The sequence below is a fragment of the Bradyrhizobium sp. JHI2711 genome (assembly GCF_056156565.1).
The window spans coordinates 82,511-98,648 of record NZ_JBPZPT010000008.1 but is presented as its reverse complement, the minus strand read 5'-3'; the positions used below and the strand labels follow the sequence as shown (position 1 = coordinate 98,648).

The following is a 16,138-nucleotide window of genomic DNA, read 5'->3' as shown; positions in this document are numbered from 1 at the left end:
TGTTAATTTCAATCTGGTTTGCCCCTGGCACGCGCCCAATTGTTTCCCCAAGCGACGCGACCCCAAGTGCGACTCTGCTGGCGCAGCGCCGTTGGGGTGCGTCTTCCCGGCGGGTGGAGGCTTTTTTGCGACGACACGACGGCTCACCCAAGGTAATTTCCTGAGCTACCCTAGACACATTCGCATCGCGCGAATTAAATGCCGGAAATTTCTTCAGTCCGATCAACCACTCGTGCACCGCATTGAACGAGGGCCACACGGAGCGGTCGAAGATATACAAAAGTATGCCGGAATCGATGTTACGCCTTCGCCACTAGACAACAGCTTACCAAGTGTCGTCGACGGCGCCACAGCAGAAAACCAATTAAATATTTCGATCCACAAGATTATCCACCGCCAAACACGACATAATTTTTGCCCGGACAATCAAGAGCGCAAGCGTCGAGCAAGAGCATTTGAGCACACATCGCGCTGCGAACAATCCGAACCCATATTGCCCGATTCAGGTAATGGCCCATCCAGCGCCATCCAAAAACGCCAAGCAAAGCAAATACCGTTGCGGACACACCATTCAGATCGAGAGTTACGAGCGCGCGCCGATTATCCTGATCGTTGATGTCCCCCGAGCCCAGCACACAGTGACCCGCTTCCCCGGCAGGGTCGCAACAAGATGTTCGATCAGGTCCTGCCGACGACCTGGCCATACTCTGCCGCGTCTGACTGATGCAAAGTCAAGCCACCGTCGTCGGTCTGCACCGATCAGAAACTCAGATCTCGAAAGCTCGCGTCAAGAAATTCGGCAACATGCTTTCTCGCCAATAATGCGTTCAAACCCGCGATCTGCTTCTCGTCGATAGCTCGACTGCTGACAGATCTCACGTTTGCCACAACATTCGACGGATTGGATGAGAAAAAGATGACGATCCCGTTTTGATTTGCATTCAGCGCATGAGCCAGCAGTAGATGAGCCAGTTCTGTCGAATCGCGTGGATCTACCTGCGTCAGCGAACGCCATTCAGCCGCCATCCGCTCATCGGACAACAATCGATCAAGCAGTATTTTAAATCGGCTGGTAAGAGACGAATGCGTAATCACGAGGCGGTTAGTTGCCGGAACTTTCCTGACGTTCATATTCCAGATGGCATTTGGAATCTGCACAACGTCGAACAGCGCTGCATGTCTTTGGAGGATGGACACCGTCTCCTCTATGCCTGTCGCTATGCCAATGGCGCGAACCTTCCCTTCACGCTTGAGATCATCGAGAAGACGGATCAGGTCCGTTTCCTCTACGTCGGCAGCGCTGCACTCGTGCAGGAGTAGAATATCGAGATAGTCTGTACGCAATTCCTTGAGACTAGTCTCGACACTTTTTCGGAACTCCACGAGACCAAAGGCTCCGAAACGCGGCAGATAGTTGGACGGCACAGGCAGGTAATTCTTTGAGCTTGGCGCGACATTGTGCAGAAGACGAATGCTACGACCCATTGCGCGGACATGAAGTGCATGACTTTGTGGGACAATGCCCGCCTTGCTTGCCAGAACCAGGCGCTCCCGCTTTCGCGCCGCCAACTCTCCCAGAATGCCCTCTGCGCGACCGGCGCCATACATTCGCGCAGTATCAAAATATGTGACCCCACAATCCATAGCTGCTTCGAGCAACTTAAGAGCCTCACGGCGGGTTCGTCGCTTGCTCAACAGTGCGCCGGATCCAAAACCTAGGGGGAGCATGTTTCGCGGAAGGATTTCTCGAAACGGCGCGGCAGCAGCCACCGTCATGACGCGCCTCCGGCTAGTCCGAATGCAGCTTCTCGCTTTGTTTGGGCGACGGTGCTCACCGCATGATGGCATGCGCGCGCGGTCAGAGCGAGAATGGTCAACGTGGGATTTTGCGTGCCCTGGGACGGGAAACAGGCACCATCCGTAACGTACAATCCCTGTGCGTCCCAGCACTGGTTATTTGGATCGAGCACGGAGGTCGCGGGGTCGATACCCATCCGGGCGGTCCCGCATTCATGAATCGCGGAGCCAGGCGGGGCCGGCCGTTCATTAACGCGGCTCAACGTCACGCCAGCTGTTGCGGCGATCTCGCGTATGGCAGCTGCCTGATCGCGGGCACGCGCCAAATCCGCTTCGCTATAGCGGCAGTCGATATGCAATACGGGGATTCCCCATATATCCCGTCGCGTAGGATGTAGCATTACTCGGTTTTCGGCACGAGGAAGCATTTCACCGAAGCTAACCGCAGTAAAATGGGAACGCCCGTGCCCTCCTGGAAATTGATACAACTGCACGCCAAAACCTCGCCCGCCGAGGGGCGCGGGCCCGTCGCGCGCATCGAAGCGTGGAAGGTAAATCGCGCACCCATCTTCGAGCACTGGGCTGGGCTTCAGCGGCGCACCTCCACCCCACCCAGTTACGACAATATGGTCCATCAAGTAGCGCCCCAGCGCGTCAGATCCTGCACCGAGCCCCTGGCCCCCTTTGGATGAACGCGAAAGCAAGAGTATTCGTGTCGACTCTAACGAGGACGCGCACAGAAAGACCAACGGAGCGCAAGCACGTACGTCGGTTCCACTTTGTTGATCGAACCAGACTACGCCGCCTACGCGACCTGATCGATCAACATCGATTTGCCGTACGACTGCGCCCTCACGGCATCGAAGGCGCCCTGTAAGAGCAGCAGTTTCCAAGGCATCCAGCGGTGCGGCAAAGCGCGTGAGCATCGGCCGCGAGTGAGGCCACCGTGCGCGGATCGCTGCCATCAGCGCGAACTGATTCGGTGAAGGTTCAAGTTCTCGCGAGAGGTGACTGTCAGGCTGCCATGGTACGCCATCCATGGCACCGGCAAGCGCTAGCCGTCGCTCGACCATCGAATACCAGGGGTCCAACTCACCCGGCTCTAGCGGCCAAGGCGCGCTCAATCCATCGCACGGCGCAAGGTCGGAGGAGTTCAGCCGATAGTATTGCCGGCCGTGCCCTGGAAGGCCCACGCGTCCGCCGAGCTTTCGCGCGCGTATCCAGACAAAAGGTTGGCTCCGTGGCGTCACGTAAGGCAGGTCATGATCATCTACAAACGAGTCCGGTGCTCGGCCCCAGATGCTGCAGCGAGATTGGATGGGCTGGCGCAACATGCCGAGGCCTCTCAAGGCCATCTTGCCAAAGGGAACAACCGCAGGAGGGAGCAACCGAAGTGTCGCAGGGTCCGCGAGCCTACGGCTCATCCCGGCTATAGCTCGGCGCATCCCAGTCGTTCGCGGCGAATTCTGCCACCCGGCCTCAAGCACAAGCACGCGCAGGCCAGCCTCGGCGAGTAAGAGCGCCGCCAATCCCCCGGCGGCTCCCCCGCCGATCACGATCGCATCCTGCGCTCCCGGGCGCCGCAACTCCTCAATCGTCGTGGTACCTAATACACCTGAAAGCGCCGGCCCGATCTGCATGACAACTCCCTTCAAGCGAAAATTGGTCGGGGGCTAGCATGCCAAGCGGACAGCGATGGGCCACCAGCTGTAAACAGCGACTTAAGACAAATCCGTCGACCAACCCGGTAACCGAGCGCTCCAGGTTTAACGCTTAGGCGCAACCGCCCTGGCAATGCATGCAATGAAAGGGAAATTATCGCTTCCGCAAAACCATTACTCATGGCTTTGATTTTCTGTCACAAATTGCAAAAACGAATAATGATAGGCGCAGTTAAATACATCCGTCAACTGTTAATAGGCATTTAATTTTTGCATTGCACAAGCCAACCCATTTCTCCGAATATTCGGAGTGTGTAGCTCCTGCCAAAAGCACTACCTTCTCGCGGACAATACTCCCGGCCGGCTTTCAGCTAGAAACAATGCTTTAGACCCGATCCGCGACAACGGAAGACCCGATGTGGCAGCGTCCAGCCACTACCTGATGATGCCCGCGCGTTGGCAGCGGGGCGAGTTATTGGGACGTGCTGTGATTCTGCGGAGCGTGGTACTCTCGATCCGATCACGGAACGATAGGAGCGCAAGACATTTGCGGGAATCGTTCCTTGGCGGCTCACGGACAAAGGTCCGAGATGCGCAGGCGAATTGACCGGGCGAAGCTCACCTCACAGGTACTATGAAATCTGCAGTTCTCGCCCGCCGTACACTCTTGATCTGTCGATAACTTCACCTGTATTAAACTATCTGACGTCGAATACGCGTTGGCAGGTTGGGAATGCTTGCAGCACTTCACTACCACGCATGGCGCCGGGTGCGCGCCGCGTACTATGCCTTCGGATTGGCCCGGCTGCCTTTTGGCGACGCGCTGGGGCGTGCCGTTAGCGAGTGGGAGACTGCGCAGGGGTTCGGTGACAGCCCAAAAGCGAAATCCACTTGGGACGCCGAGTACAGCGATGGCCTCTGGACCTACATGCAGCGCGAAGTAGCTCGCTACTGGACACTCATTGGTTTCATGGACGCTTTTAGACGTGGCGGCGAGTACCTCGAGATCGGCTGCGGAGACGGCATGCTATTCGAGCGCTTCAAGCAGCTTGGATATGAACGCTACGTCGGAGTGGACATCTCTGACGTGGCAATCGAGAAGCTCCGTCTGTACAACGACGATCGCACTGACTTTTCTCAGGCTGACGGCGACGTGTACGAACCCGACGGCCGTTTCGATGTCATCGTCTTCAACGAGTCTCTTTTCTATTTGCGCGACCCCGTTCGGTCGCTCGAGCGTTACGCGCAATCACTCAAACCGGGAGGCTGCATCATCGTCTCGAACTACACCGCATCACGGCGATCATTGGCAGTGTTGCGGGAGGCAAAACGAGCATTCGAGGTGATCGACGAGGCCAAGACGACTCAACGGGCAATGTCCTGGCTTTGCACAGCACTGAAACCGCCAAAATACTAAATTCGCTAGTGATACCGCAAGCGCATGAGTTGGCGATAGAGCCCGAGCTTTGTGCTGATTTTCCAGGAAACGCCGCGCATCGCATCCGGATCGCGCAAGTGGCGGCGCATGTACTCCGCATCCATGTTGTTCGTCATACAAAGGCGGGAGTACAAAAAAGATTCGAAGCCGCGATGATATCCAAGCTGGATTGTAAAGAGGTGTGTGTAGCCAGCCCTCAGCGCGGCCTCCCAGACCCGTCGGGAAAACCGTCCATATGGGAAGGCGAAGAGAGCTACCTGTCGACCGAGGCGATCCTCGAGCATCGACTTGGACACACCGAGCTCGCGCTCGAGCTCTACGTCCGACACAGTCGTCAAATCGACGTGGGCCATGCCATGTGAGCCGATCGCAACACCCCCCTTGTCAAGCTCCTCGATCATGTCCCAACTCATACGTCCCGGCGAGCCTACAAAGTCTACCGGGATAAAGGACATGAAACCCGGAATACGACCGGTCGTCATGTAACGGGCGTAGACATGCGTATAGTCCGAAATAAATCCATCGTCGAAAGTCAACAGGACCGCGCCGGTGCCGTGGGATGTCGGATCGGAGCAATGCTCCAGAAAATTCTGGGGCGAGACCAGCGCTTCCCCGCAAAGTGCGAGATGCACTTCGAACGCCTCATGAGTCAGGCACCACGCGTTCGAAGGCGAGGCTTCCACCAGCTCATGATAATTCAAGACGATCATAGAGTTTCTATCAGATCTGAAACCCGCCGGGCCCAAGCCTGCCAGTTCAATCGGGCTTCGAAGGCGGCGCGGCTCGATTGTCTCAGGCGTGCCAGCCGATCCTGGTTAGCAAAGGTCTCGAAGATGACCGCCGCATAGTCCGCCTTCGTCGCGTTCGGGGGCAACAACAAGCCCGTCTCCCCCTTACGGACAGCGCAGGGGACGCCGCCAGTGGCCGGCGCAATGCTCGGTACTCCATAGGCCGCGGCTTCACAGAACACAATTCCATAGCAATCCGCCCGGGTCGGCAGCAGAAATAGATCCGCGTCCCGATAGAGTTGATCCAGTCGGTTGCGCTGTTCGCGATCACACTTGTCGAGATAAGGGATGATCGTCAGGCCATCCTGAGCAACTGACTTCGGCGGAGTACATCCGCAGATCACGAGCTCCGCCTCCATGCCCCTCTTCCTCAGTTCAGCGAGGACGCCGACCGCGATGTCAGCGCCCTTCTCCTCCCAGTTGGCGCCGATGAAGAGGAGACGGCAGGGACCCGGCTTGCGGCAACCTAGCACGGAGGCACGATCCGGCGCTTCTTCGAGGTTGGCGCCCCAAGGAATGACATGCACCCGGCTACGGTCGGCACCGTAGTCCCTGATGGCAGATTCGGCTGCCCATTCCGACGGGTAGAGGATCAGATCCGCGCGCGCGATCGTGTCCCGCTCCACGCGTTCAGCGATGTCCCGAGCACCTCGCGACAAGTTTCGATAGTTAGGATGGTAGTTCTCAATGAGCCGAAAGGTCGCGTCGGACGCATAGACGAGCGGAACGCCGTTAGGCACACTCCATGCGAAGGTAGAGCCGGCCGGCGCGAAGACGATATCGGGCGACACCGCTCGGATTTTACGCGCTGAGTCCGCTGCATACTGTGCAACGACCGCCCCCGCATGCAACGGGGAACGGCCGCGCCTGCGAAAGGCACGGCAAAGCCTGGAATACGTCTTGTATAAAGGCAGTATCGGTGCGCTCAACGGACCGATATGGACCACCTCATGACCTTCACCTGCGAGCGATCTCGACATGTGAAACGGGGTACCGGACCAGAACCTGACCAGGCGCCCATCCCCGATCGTGGCGAATGCAATCCGCCGTGCCGCCGGCCTGTCGGAGATGTGGTTTTGAGTCATTCTATTCACGCACACAGGGACCATCGACCACTTCGCCGGAAAGATCTCTCATGGAGCGAGCGAGCGATCGCTGGATAGAAGTAGCTTTTTCAAACCCGCAGTAAGCGACAGAGGCATAAGAGCCACGCCGGCTCTCATAACGAGAGGTACGTGTCCCGTTTCGGCAAATCCGCGAGCGTAGGTTGAGATCGATTTCATTCGTCTTCCCGAGTGCAGATAGATCCATCCCAGATCCTTGCAATGCCGAGCGATTGCACGATTTGCCGCTTCGAGTGCTTCGCGATCTCGCCGAAGCCCCTTCTTCTCGCTCACTGCCAGCTGCAGCAAGGACGACTTATCCTCCTCCTGGAATTTCGATAGGGTTGAATCCTCGAGTACCCGCATAACTGCGAGCTTGCGATCGACGTATCCAAATCCATGATGCTTCGAGATTCTCAGGTACAGTTCCCAGTCCTCGCCCGAACACCATGATTCATTATAACCTCTAAGCTCATCCAGAACAGTGCGCCGGATCAATACCGCAGTCGGCTTGATAGGCACTTCTTCCAGCAAACACAGATACATCTCACGGCTGCTGAAGAGAAAGACATCGAAATCAGAGCGCGAGCGCGATGCGAGCAGTTTCGGAAATGCACGCATGCTTGAGACAATTGACGACGTGGATCTGCCACGGTCGACCTCAACGTCACAGAACACCGCGCCAATCTGACGATGACGACGCAAAACATCGACGAGACTGCTGAGCATCTCCGGCTTCCACAGGTCATCCGAATCCAGATGAGCAATGATATCGCCGTTGGCGGCCTTTATACCCGTGTTGCCTGCCGCACTGACCCCGCGATTGCGATCATGCCGAATGTAACGCACTTTGTCGCTTCGAAACTTTTTCACCGCTGCGGCCGTGCCGTCTTTGGATCCATCATCAACGACGATTATCTCGAAATTCCCATACGTCTGATTCAAGGCACTCTCGATCGCTTCTCCGATGATGTACGCACGATTGTAAGTTCGTATGATAATGGAAACCTTCATGCTTTAGTCCTGCGCAGCGAGAAATCCTGATCGGCATCCCTGCCAGCGTAATGACCTCGCGGTCCACCGTCTTCAAATGTCTCCGGTAATCGGGTTGCACCTCGTTTGCGCCGCTGGTGCGGCTCTATCGCGCAGTATGGCGGTCTCCGCGAGGTTCGCTCGCATCCCGGTAAACACAGCGATGAGGATCCAACAAATGCCCCAAAAGTGCACAATGAACCCTAGAAACGCGATCGTCGCTATTACAATTCCGAGCGCCACTGACAGCCGTCTCTCTTCGGGAGTAAGGTGAGGCGATTTGTCGATCGAGCCAAGCCAGCATGCGCTGGCAATTGTCAAAAGGATCAATGCGCTTCCCGGAATTCCATACGACATTGCGGTGGCAAGCCAAAAGGCATCCACGCTCGAACTCACGAGCGCGCCATGCGACTGCCAATTCCAGTCGCCGTTCAAACCAATTCCGAAGATCGGCGAACCGAGGACCACAGGTCCTCCCGTGTCCCAAATCGCTTGGCGAGCCCATGCCGCCTCCGGGCTTACTCCGCTGAGGCGCACAAGGGTTGCGACCGGGCTGCCAGAGAAAGTGAAAACAACAAGGAGTAGCGCGGTCACACACAACCCGACCAACTTCCATCGGGCAGCGAAGCGAGGGCTTGCGGCATAGAAACTCGCCAGCGCAAATCCGATCAAATAGGCCAACAATGGACTGCGCGCCTGCGAAAACCACACACCGATGAGGGCGATGCCCGCCACACCCCAGCCGAGTACCTGGTGCCTAAACGTAGTGAAGGCCACGACACCAAACCAAACGCAAACAGCACCGAACAATATCGAATGCTCGAGCGGCCCCATGGCGCGAACGACACCGTCCCGATAGAACGTGTCAGCCCTGATTGCTAATGGTCCATCGTAACTGAGCTTCGCATAGCCGGTAATACCTTTGATGAACTCATAGGTGAACAGTTTATCACTCAGCGGGTCAAGGAGCGCTATGCCGACGATCACAATCATCAGCTTGCAGGAGAACCGTGCTATTCGAACGGAACTATCGACCGGCCCGAGAAGAAACCGGAACGTCAGGTATGCGCCCACAAATTCGAGCGCCTCGATTCCAGCCCCTTTAAAACCCGCCGGACCATCAGTGACTGTGGCAGCCAACATCATCCAAACGCCCGTAAGCGGGGCCAAGATATCCGATGGGACGCAGACGACGGTTCGCGTGCCTAGACGCTGTCCAAGCTGCTGTAGCGCGGCGATGAAGGAACAGAAAATTAGAACTCGAGCAACCGAGAGGCGAAAATCGCCGACGAAGAAAGACAGCCCTTCGGGCAAGACAATCGCGACCAACAATAGCTTCAGATACAGTTCCGTCCCCCAACGCGGCGCCCCCGCCGCGCGACCAACTGGACTCCGCTGCCGACCATACAGATACGTAAGCTGAGAACCCGATTCCAATTCTAAGCTTTTGCGGGTCAACGCGAGTACCTCAAATATCTGAGAAGTTCTGCAAACAAGCAGCGCGCTCGAAGCCGAGGCGCCCCACAAAGCGACGGTTCCTCCCTACGAGGCGCTTCATTTCGTCGTCTCCAGGGGAGTCGCCAGGAAGTCACGACGCAGGCGGCTCGCTACGCTGGGTGAAATCAAGGCGTAAACCAGCGCTTTGTAGTAGTGCGGATCCGCTGGGTGCAAACACGCACATTGCCAACCCGTCTTTAATGCCGACAACCGACGGTTCGACCTACGCCAATCCAGCACGCTCTTGATGAAATGGGCGGCGATGTTGTTGTCCAATAAACTGTTGTTAGATCCTCTGTAGCCGCACATCGCATCCGCGCAACCCTGCTCAAACCGCAAACCGCGCCGCTCGCATGCTCGCCTGAAGACATCGACCTCAAACTGCTTCCGCCAGGTTGGCGCCCGTCGGCTGAGGGAATTGGGAAGAATGCGGTAGGCATAAAGGCACTCCCCCAATACGATCATCGGATGCACCTCCCCGACTCTCCATATGTAATCGCAGGTCTCGGCAACCATTAACGACGGCTCGAACCGGATATCGCCAACCAATGACATTCGAAACATTCCCGTGGGATCGAGAGCCGGCATTTGAAAGGCCCTGATCTCGGACTGGCAGTCGCTCTCGCTTTTCGGCGAAAACACGGGTGCCATGAATCTCTCGTTGATGATGAGCTCGTTGCCGCAGAACACGGCAGCCAAATGCGGGCTGTTGAGCAGCGCACGAACCTGCTTTTCGATTCTAGTTGGATAGCTGATGTCATCCGCGTCTTGAATTGCGTAAAACTCGCCGCGGATCCGATCGAGCGCTCGATTGATAGCAACAGGCTTGCCTGAGTTCGCTTGATGGATCACGCGAACACGCTCATCTACCAGCAAATCCTGAACTGAGCTGAAGCAACCGTCCGAGCTACCATCGTCGACAATGAGAATATCCAGGTTCCTGTATGTCTGATTAATTATGCTCAACAGCGACGGACGAAAATATTTACCAGCGTTGTACACGCACATCACGACCGTGACCAAGGGGTCTTCCGCCCTTCCTCCAGCCTTGGGCGGATGTGCCTTGGACATCACGAAATGCTCCTGCTCAGTCGAGCCTGACACGCCGGCGCCATCTGCACGACCTCCCGGTTCGCTGGCCAGACTTTTGCAATGCTTCAGCGCGCAAACCAAGAATGGCTTTCTCGGGTTCCGCCGGAGACGCAGTCCGCAAGCACATGAAATTCCGCCTACTCACCGCTTTGTCTGCACTCAAGAATAAAACTCCGTGTCGCATCAGGACGCATGGCATCCCGCCTGTCAGACCCGGAGCCCCTCGGAAGGCTCCTCCGCGCCTCAACATAATTAAATCTGGTTTAATTTTCAATCGCCATCTATTTAAATATAAGGGAGGCGTTTTGGTATATTATAACATCGAGCTTCGACTGAAATACCGGCCTCGCGCCCCGACCATGCTCAACGTTTACGGGGTGCGGCCGGCAAAGCCCACGCCGGCGCAGCCTAATCCCGGGCGACGCGGCTTCGGTTGAACTTTAAGAGGAAGCTCTCGGAATTAAACATGCGATCTTTGCCTATTTAATTTGGACAGCCGGCAGTTTGTTTATTATATTCATTGCAGATACAAGAAGCTTCGACCTCCGGGCGCCAACGGAGTTCCGCTTGATTGCCCGCGGGCCGCAACCCGGCGAGAACGACAGGCGGGGCATGCAAAGTGACGGCCCGATCAAGGGGTTGGACAGAGCGATCAGGCCGAAGGCGTCGGCAAGCTCGTCAGTTTCGCGTCATAGTGAGGACACTGCACCTCTACGGCCTCACCGATCGCTGAGCCGGCAGTCGATCCGCCGTTGTGGCTAGGTACTCGATATGATTTGTAAAACTTGCTTGTCAGACAGCGAACATCGCCACCACGTCTTTATTGAGATGATGTTTGGCACAAAAGAGCGGTTTGAGTACCAGGAATGTAGTGATTGTGGGACGATCCAGCGCCTATCGGACGTAGCCGATGAGAGTCGCCTTTACCCCGATGGGTATTACTCATTCTCCAAACCTTCGCGGAATTCGCGTGTTACTGCCGTCAGGGACGCGCACGCACTTGGCACCAAAAGCATATTGGGAGCCGTGGCGTCCTTTGTGAGGTACGACCCCATCGTAGCGGTCATCGGATGCTTCGGAATTAATCCCAGTTCTCGGGTGCTTGACGTAGGCTGCGGGTCCGGGAAACTTCTCTACAGAATGTCTGCGGCAGGGTTCAAGAATCTTACAGGAGTCGATCCCTACATTGTCGAACCAGCAGCAGGTGCCGTGACGATTCAAAAATCGGACCTTCAGAGTATGTCCGGCGAGTTTGACTTCATCATGTTCAATCATTCGTTAGAACACGTGCCCGAGCCGGACCAAAGTCTTAGCAATGCAAGAAGGCTACTTGCGCCCGGTGGCCGCATTCTGGTTCGCATCCCAACTTCATCCTCGCATGCGTGGAGAGAGTACGGCCCGAACTGGGTGCAACTGGATGCGCCGCGCCACGTTGTGATACCCTCTCGCAAGGGAATGAGTGCATTGGCGGAGCGCTGTGGTTTGCGTGTTAGGCAATCAATCGACGACTCGACTGCATTTCAGTTCTGGGGAAGCGAAATGTACAGGAGCTCCAAGCCGCTCGCATCATCCAGACCAGATGATGTGTTCAGCCGGCGGGAAATGAGAGAGTTTGCCAAGAGGGCGGCAACGCTGAATATTGAACAGCAGGGCGACCAGGTAGCTTTCCTGCTGAACGCTGCCTAGGGCTGGATCACCGTAAGTCCAAGCCGAGGGTCACGCTTGAAGTGCAAGGGCATGAGAGCGATTGACTAAGAGATCGGCCAAGCCTGCGACATGCGGCGCGGACTGCAGGGGTCCTCCCGGTCCCGCACCTGGGCAGTGGCGCTCTGGACGGATGAGAATTCGTAGCTAATTGAAAGCTTCACCGGAAGGTTGCCCTGCGGGGGGTGTGAGACCTCGGCGAGGACATTTTGGCCTTCCTTGAATCGATATATGCAACCACCTTGCTCATTGAAGCAGAAAGAGCGCTGTTTGAATATCTTTCTAGAACCATGCTTTCAGCGCTCGCCACAAGAGCGTCATAGACCGTTTCGTTGCTTAAGGCCCTATACGCCTCGCAGAAGCTACGATCATCATTGAACTCCAAAAAATGAACGCCAGAGACGACATCCAGCCCTTCTACACCTTTCCTTGTAGAGATAATGGGCCTCTCCAAGAGTGCCGCCTCCAAAACCTTTAACCGCGTCCCGCTACCCTCGAGCAATGGCACAACAACCGCTCTACAGTCCTTGTAGTACTCGACGACATCAGGGACATCGGGATGCAACTCGACTCCCTTTGAGCGAGCGCAAGCTTCGATCACCTCTGGCAATGGGTCACGTCCAACAACCAAAAGAACGGCATCGGGGTACACATTCCTGTAGAGCGGATACACGTTCTCCAAAAACCAGAGCAAGCCGCTGACATTAGGCTGATAGTGAAGCGCACCAATAAACAGCAAAATGTGTCGGCCGGCGAACCCGCTCCCCATGGGGAGTTTTCCTGGACCTCTCATCCCCAACGTGTTTGGCACAACGAAGATACTTTCAGAGGCCTTTTCACCCCACAGATCCAATTTATCCTTCTCGGAACATACCAAGCAGGCGCCAAAGGCGGTCACACAACGAGTTTGATAGTAAGTCAGGAGCACCTTGTTGATGGCACGGAACAGTTTCCTCAGGGCATTATTCGTCGGGGTAAACAGCGTATCATAGAGTGAAAGAGTCAGGACGTCATCAATATCAACGATGACCTTCATTTTCGCCGCCTGTGACAATCCAAAAAACCCGGCGGTATTCCGGAGGTATCGCACCAGCACAAAATCGTAGCCGCCAAACTCTATTAGCGCGACCAACTTCTCCATCGAGGCTTTGCTATACTCTCTAACGGGATACGGAAAGCCACGGACCGACATTCCGAACCGTCCCCGCAAGGTTCTAGGGTACTCCAGCTTCTGTAAACAATACTTCCCGGAGAATACGTCCTCCTTTTCGAGATGTCCCCCCGCTCCTGCCATCTGTCGCAGGCCGGAGGGCAAATCCGAGAGATACGCAATATCGACGGGCCCAAGGCCGGCAAAGTATCGTGCGAGATTCATGGTTCTGATGTCAGCGCCAAACTTCTCAGGCAGAGGAAACCTGTCGCTGATCACTAGGGTCTTCTTCATCGAACTTACAGCAAAAGAGTCGGTTAAACTCGGAAACTGATCCTTCAATCAGCCTCGCACCAAATGCTCTCGAGCGGTTCGCAGCAACTCGCGAACCTGCCGGCCTGGACCACCGAATGAAAGAACAATCAATTTCAAGAACACCGGCAGCATGAAAGGCTTCAGCTTCAATCCCTTCAAATAGTATGATCTCGCTGATACAGAATCGCCCTCTGAATAATAGATCTCAGCCAGCGCCACCATGATGCGTGAACGGATCCACGCCTTCTCCTGCTCAGTATAAGGGCTGCGATCGAGTGTCGCTTCCACCTGCTGAAGATCTATAGTGGACCAGGATGTCTGCCCCATCCACGAATAGGGTTTTGAGGCACAATGTTTGGCATAGAAGTTGGCGAGCGCACCCAAGCAAGCCTTATATACTGTCAGGGCGCCTTTCTCCTTGGCAGCCTGCGATATCATCGTGATGACGGCCAACTCGGAGTGCCAGCAGATATCGATCTTCTCTTGAGTGATGGCGTTTGTCATACTGAGTTCATGTTCACGGTAACACACCATCGGCTCTGCAAAGTATGCCACGTGATAGTGCAAGGAGAACAATAGCCACATGTACCAATCGCCGCCCCATATGAAATCGACCGGAATTCCGGCCCATACCACGTCGACCGGATAGAGGCTCAGTGTCTCGTAACAGTCACGTCGAACAAGCACCGACGCAGCCAGAATCGCATTTCCTTTTACTTTCAATGAGTGCTTGATGATCTCCTCTCCCCTGACGATCGTATCGACGTCTCCATAGGTCGAGTAATCTATCACTGCACCTTCTTTTCCACGTCTCAGGCTAACCCCGGGGCAGAACGCGAGGCCGACCTCCGGATGATTTTCCAGGGTTTCGACGTATCTTTGCAGTATGTACGGTCGGCGCAAGCGATCATCAGCCGATATAAGCCAAACGTACTTCCCTCGACTTAAGAGTATTCCCTTGTTGTAATTCCGGAGCGCTCCCAGGTTCTGCTCGTTCCTGACATAGGTAACGCGACTGTCTGTGAATGTTCTGGCAACTTCTTCCGTGTTGTCCGGAGAGCAATCATCCATGATGAGGATTTCGAAATCCTCAAAGGTCTGCGAGAGGATGCTGTCGACACATTCTGGCAAGAAAGCAGCCAGTCGGTAGCAAGGGACGACAAAGCTAACAAGCGGCTTTTGCATTTGGAATAACTCGCCTATTGTGGATCCGCACTTTGATGAGCCTAAGCCGTAACTTGCTCGATGACGCGCCATGAAGAACGCACAGAGCGTCTTGGGCCTTGAGGAACGCGGCCTATTACAATGCAGAGGCTTGGAGCTCCCTTCGCAACGCGCAGGCGACCCGCTCCTGGTCTTCCTCGTTCATCTGCGCGTAAATTGGCAACAGAATCGAATTGTCCTGCGCGAACTCGGAGTGCCGCAGATCGTGGCGGTGCTTGTCCTTGGCGTAGGGCGCTTCCCGGTGCGAGCACATAATGCCGCGTCGAGTCGCGATGCCCTGATCGAGCAGGCTTTGCATGATCTTGAGCTGGTCGACGCGGTCCGGCAGCCCAACGCAATAGCTCTGCCAGTTGGACCGCGCCCATTCGGGCTCGATCGGCAGTCTCAGGCCTCCGAAATTGCCGAGCATTTCTCGATAGCGGGCCGCGATCGCGCGGCGTCGAGACACCAGTGCAGGCAGCCGCTCGAGCTGCTCGCGTCCGACCGCGGCCTGTATATCGGTCATGCGGTAGTTGTAGCCGACTACCAGATAGTTCTCGAAGATCACCTGCTGTGAGCCGTGCCGCACGATGTCCGGAACGCTCATGCCATGCTGGCGCAACAGCCTGAACTTATGGTCGAGCTTCGCATCGGAGGTGGTGAGCATCCCACCCTCGCCGGTCGTGATGACCTTGCGGGGATGAAAGGAGAAGCAGGCGATCCGCCCATGCGGCTTGCCGACGCGCTCCCAGCTGCCATCCACTCGGATCTGGCTGCCGGCTGCGCAGGCCGCATCCTCGATCAAGATGATGCCCTGGCGATCGGCCAGCGTGGCGAGGGCTGTCAGATCGCAGGGCATACCCATCTGGTGGACGGCGATCACCGCGCGTGTGCGCCGAGTGATCGCTTCGGCAACCCGGTTAGGGTCGATATTGTATGTACCGGGATCAATGTCGACAAAGACCGGAGTCGCGCCGCAATACCGGATGCAATTGGCCGTGGCGATAAACGAGTGGCTCGCCGTGATGACCTCGTCGCCAGGCCCAATCTCCAGGGCGACGAGCGCCAAATGCAGGGCGGTTGTGCAGTTGGAAACGGCGCAGGCATAAGGCGCACCGACCAGGGCCGCAAAATCGCGCTCGAAGGCTGCCACCTGGGGGCCCTGCGAGACCCAGCCGGAGAGTACAGCTGCGCGAGCTGCGTCGGCCTCCTCCTCAGCAACCAACGGTAATGCGATCGGAATCACGGGATTATCGCCCTCCTGCTGGCGAGCCGCCCAGACCAACCCCTGCCCGGGCTTGGCGCTACATCGATCTCAGAACTGGCCCGACGATCTTGAGCTTTCAAACCTGACAAGG

Annotated in this window: 12 protein-coding genes; 2 read left to right on the top strand and 10 right to left on the bottom strand. The window is 56.2% G+C overall.

Annotated features, from left to right (window positions below; translation table 11 throughout):
• Nucleotides 1-759: 759 nt before the first annotated feature.
• Together ACTEK7_RS34790 and ACTEK7_RS34785 are read right to left on the bottom strand one after the other, a co-directional pair.
• Nucleotides 760-1,776: an aldo/keto reductase gene (locus ACTEK7_RS34790; RefSeq protein WP_225147618.1), complete on the bottom strand. Its 1,017-nt coding sequence runs from the start codon at nt 1,774-1,776 to the stop codon at nt 760-762.
• A complete protein-coding gene (locus ACTEK7_RS34785) occupies nt 1,773-3,437 on the bottom strand; it encodes an FAD-dependent oxidoreductase (protein ID WP_225147619.1) in 1,665 nt (554 codons plus the stop codon). Before ACTEK7_RS34785 ends, ACTEK7_RS34790 begins: the two co-directional genes overlap by 4 nt.
• A 754-nt stretch (nt 3,438-4,191) precedes the next feature.
• Here ACTEK7_RS34785 and ACTEK7_RS34780 point away from each other — a divergent pair.
• Nucleotides 4,192-4,875 carry a class I SAM-dependent methyltransferase gene (locus tag ACTEK7_RS34780; RefSeq protein ID WP_057029397.1) on the top strand — a complete coding sequence of 228 codons (684 nt, stop codon included), beginning with the start codon at nt 4,192-4,194 and terminating at the stop codon, nt 4,873-4,875.
• 5 nt (nt 4,876-4,880) lie between these two features.
• Here the strand turns inward: ACTEK7_RS34780 and ACTEK7_RS34775 are convergent, their stop codons facing one another.
• The 5 genes from ACTEK7_RS34775 to ACTEK7_RS34755 all read right to left on the bottom strand — a co-directional run bounded on the left by ACTEK7_RS34775 (nt 4,881) and on the right by ACTEK7_RS34755 (nt 10,387).
• Nucleotides 4,881-5,606, bottom strand: a complete 726-nt coding sequence (locus ACTEK7_RS34775; protein WP_057029398.1) for a polysaccharide deacetylase family protein — start codon at nt 5,604-5,606, stop codon at nt 4,881-4,883.
• Nucleotides 5,603-6,664: a glycosyltransferase family 4 protein gene (locus tag ACTEK7_RS34770; RefSeq protein WP_225186826.1), complete on the bottom strand. Its 1,062-nt coding sequence runs from the start codon at nt 6,662-6,664 to the stop codon at nt 5,603-5,605. The genes ACTEK7_RS34775 and ACTEK7_RS34770 overlap by 4 nt, the downstream gene beginning before the upstream one ends.
• 153 nt (nt 6,665-6,817) lie before the next feature.
• Nucleotides 6,818-7,801, bottom strand: coding sequence for a glycosyltransferase family 2 protein (locus tag ACTEK7_RS34765; protein WP_225114272.1), 984 nt, complete (start codon nt 7,799-7,801; stop codon nt 6,818-6,820).
• 72 nt (nt 7,802-7,873) lie between these two features.
• Nucleotides 7,874-9,148 (bottom strand): O-antigen ligase family protein, encoded by a 1,275-nt coding sequence (locus ACTEK7_RS34760; RefSeq protein ID WP_225139936.1) that lies wholly within the window; start codon nt 9,146-9,148, stop codon nt 7,874-7,876.
• A gap of 225 nt (nt 9,149-9,373) precedes the next feature.
• Nucleotides 9,374-10,387 (bottom strand): glycosyltransferase family 2 protein, encoded by a 1,014-nt coding sequence (locus ACTEK7_RS34755; RefSeq protein WP_225114274.1) that lies wholly within the window; start codon nt 10,385-10,387, stop codon nt 9,374-9,376.
• A 792-nt stretch (nt 10,388-11,179) separates the two neighbouring features.
• Between ACTEK7_RS34755 and ACTEK7_RS34750 the strand changes: the two genes are divergently transcribed.
• Entirely contained in the window at nt 11,180-12,094 is a 915-nt protein-coding gene (locus ACTEK7_RS34750; protein ID WP_474810717.1) for a class I SAM-dependent methyltransferase, read from the top strand.
• A gap of 178 nt (nt 12,095-12,272) precedes the next feature.
• Here the strand turns inward: ACTEK7_RS34750 and ACTEK7_RS34745 are convergent, their stop codons facing one another.
• The 3 genes from ACTEK7_RS34745 to ACTEK7_RS34735 all read right to left on the bottom strand — a co-directional run bounded on the left by ACTEK7_RS34745 (nt 12,273) and on the right by ACTEK7_RS34735 (nt 16,026).
• The gene (locus tag ACTEK7_RS34745; protein ID WP_225147620.1) at nt 12,273-13,556 is read right to left on the bottom strand and encodes a glycosyltransferase; all 1,284 of its coding nucleotides are present in this window, start codon (nt 13,554-13,556) and stop codon (nt 12,273-12,275) included.
• 48 nt (nt 13,557-13,604) lie between these two features.
• Nucleotides 13,605-14,762: a glycosyltransferase family 2 protein gene (locus ACTEK7_RS34740; RefSeq protein ID WP_225114277.1), complete on the bottom strand. Its 1,158-nt coding sequence runs from the start codon at nt 14,760-14,762 to the stop codon at nt 13,605-13,607.
• A 115-nt stretch (nt 14,763-14,877) separates the two neighbouring features.
• The gene (locus ACTEK7_RS34735; RefSeq protein WP_225147621.1) at nt 14,878-16,026 is read right to left on the bottom strand and encodes a DegT/DnrJ/EryC1/StrS family aminotransferase; all 1,149 of its coding nucleotides are present in this window, start codon (nt 16,024-16,026) and stop codon (nt 14,878-14,880) included.
• Nucleotides 16,027-16,138 lie beyond the last annotated feature (112 nt).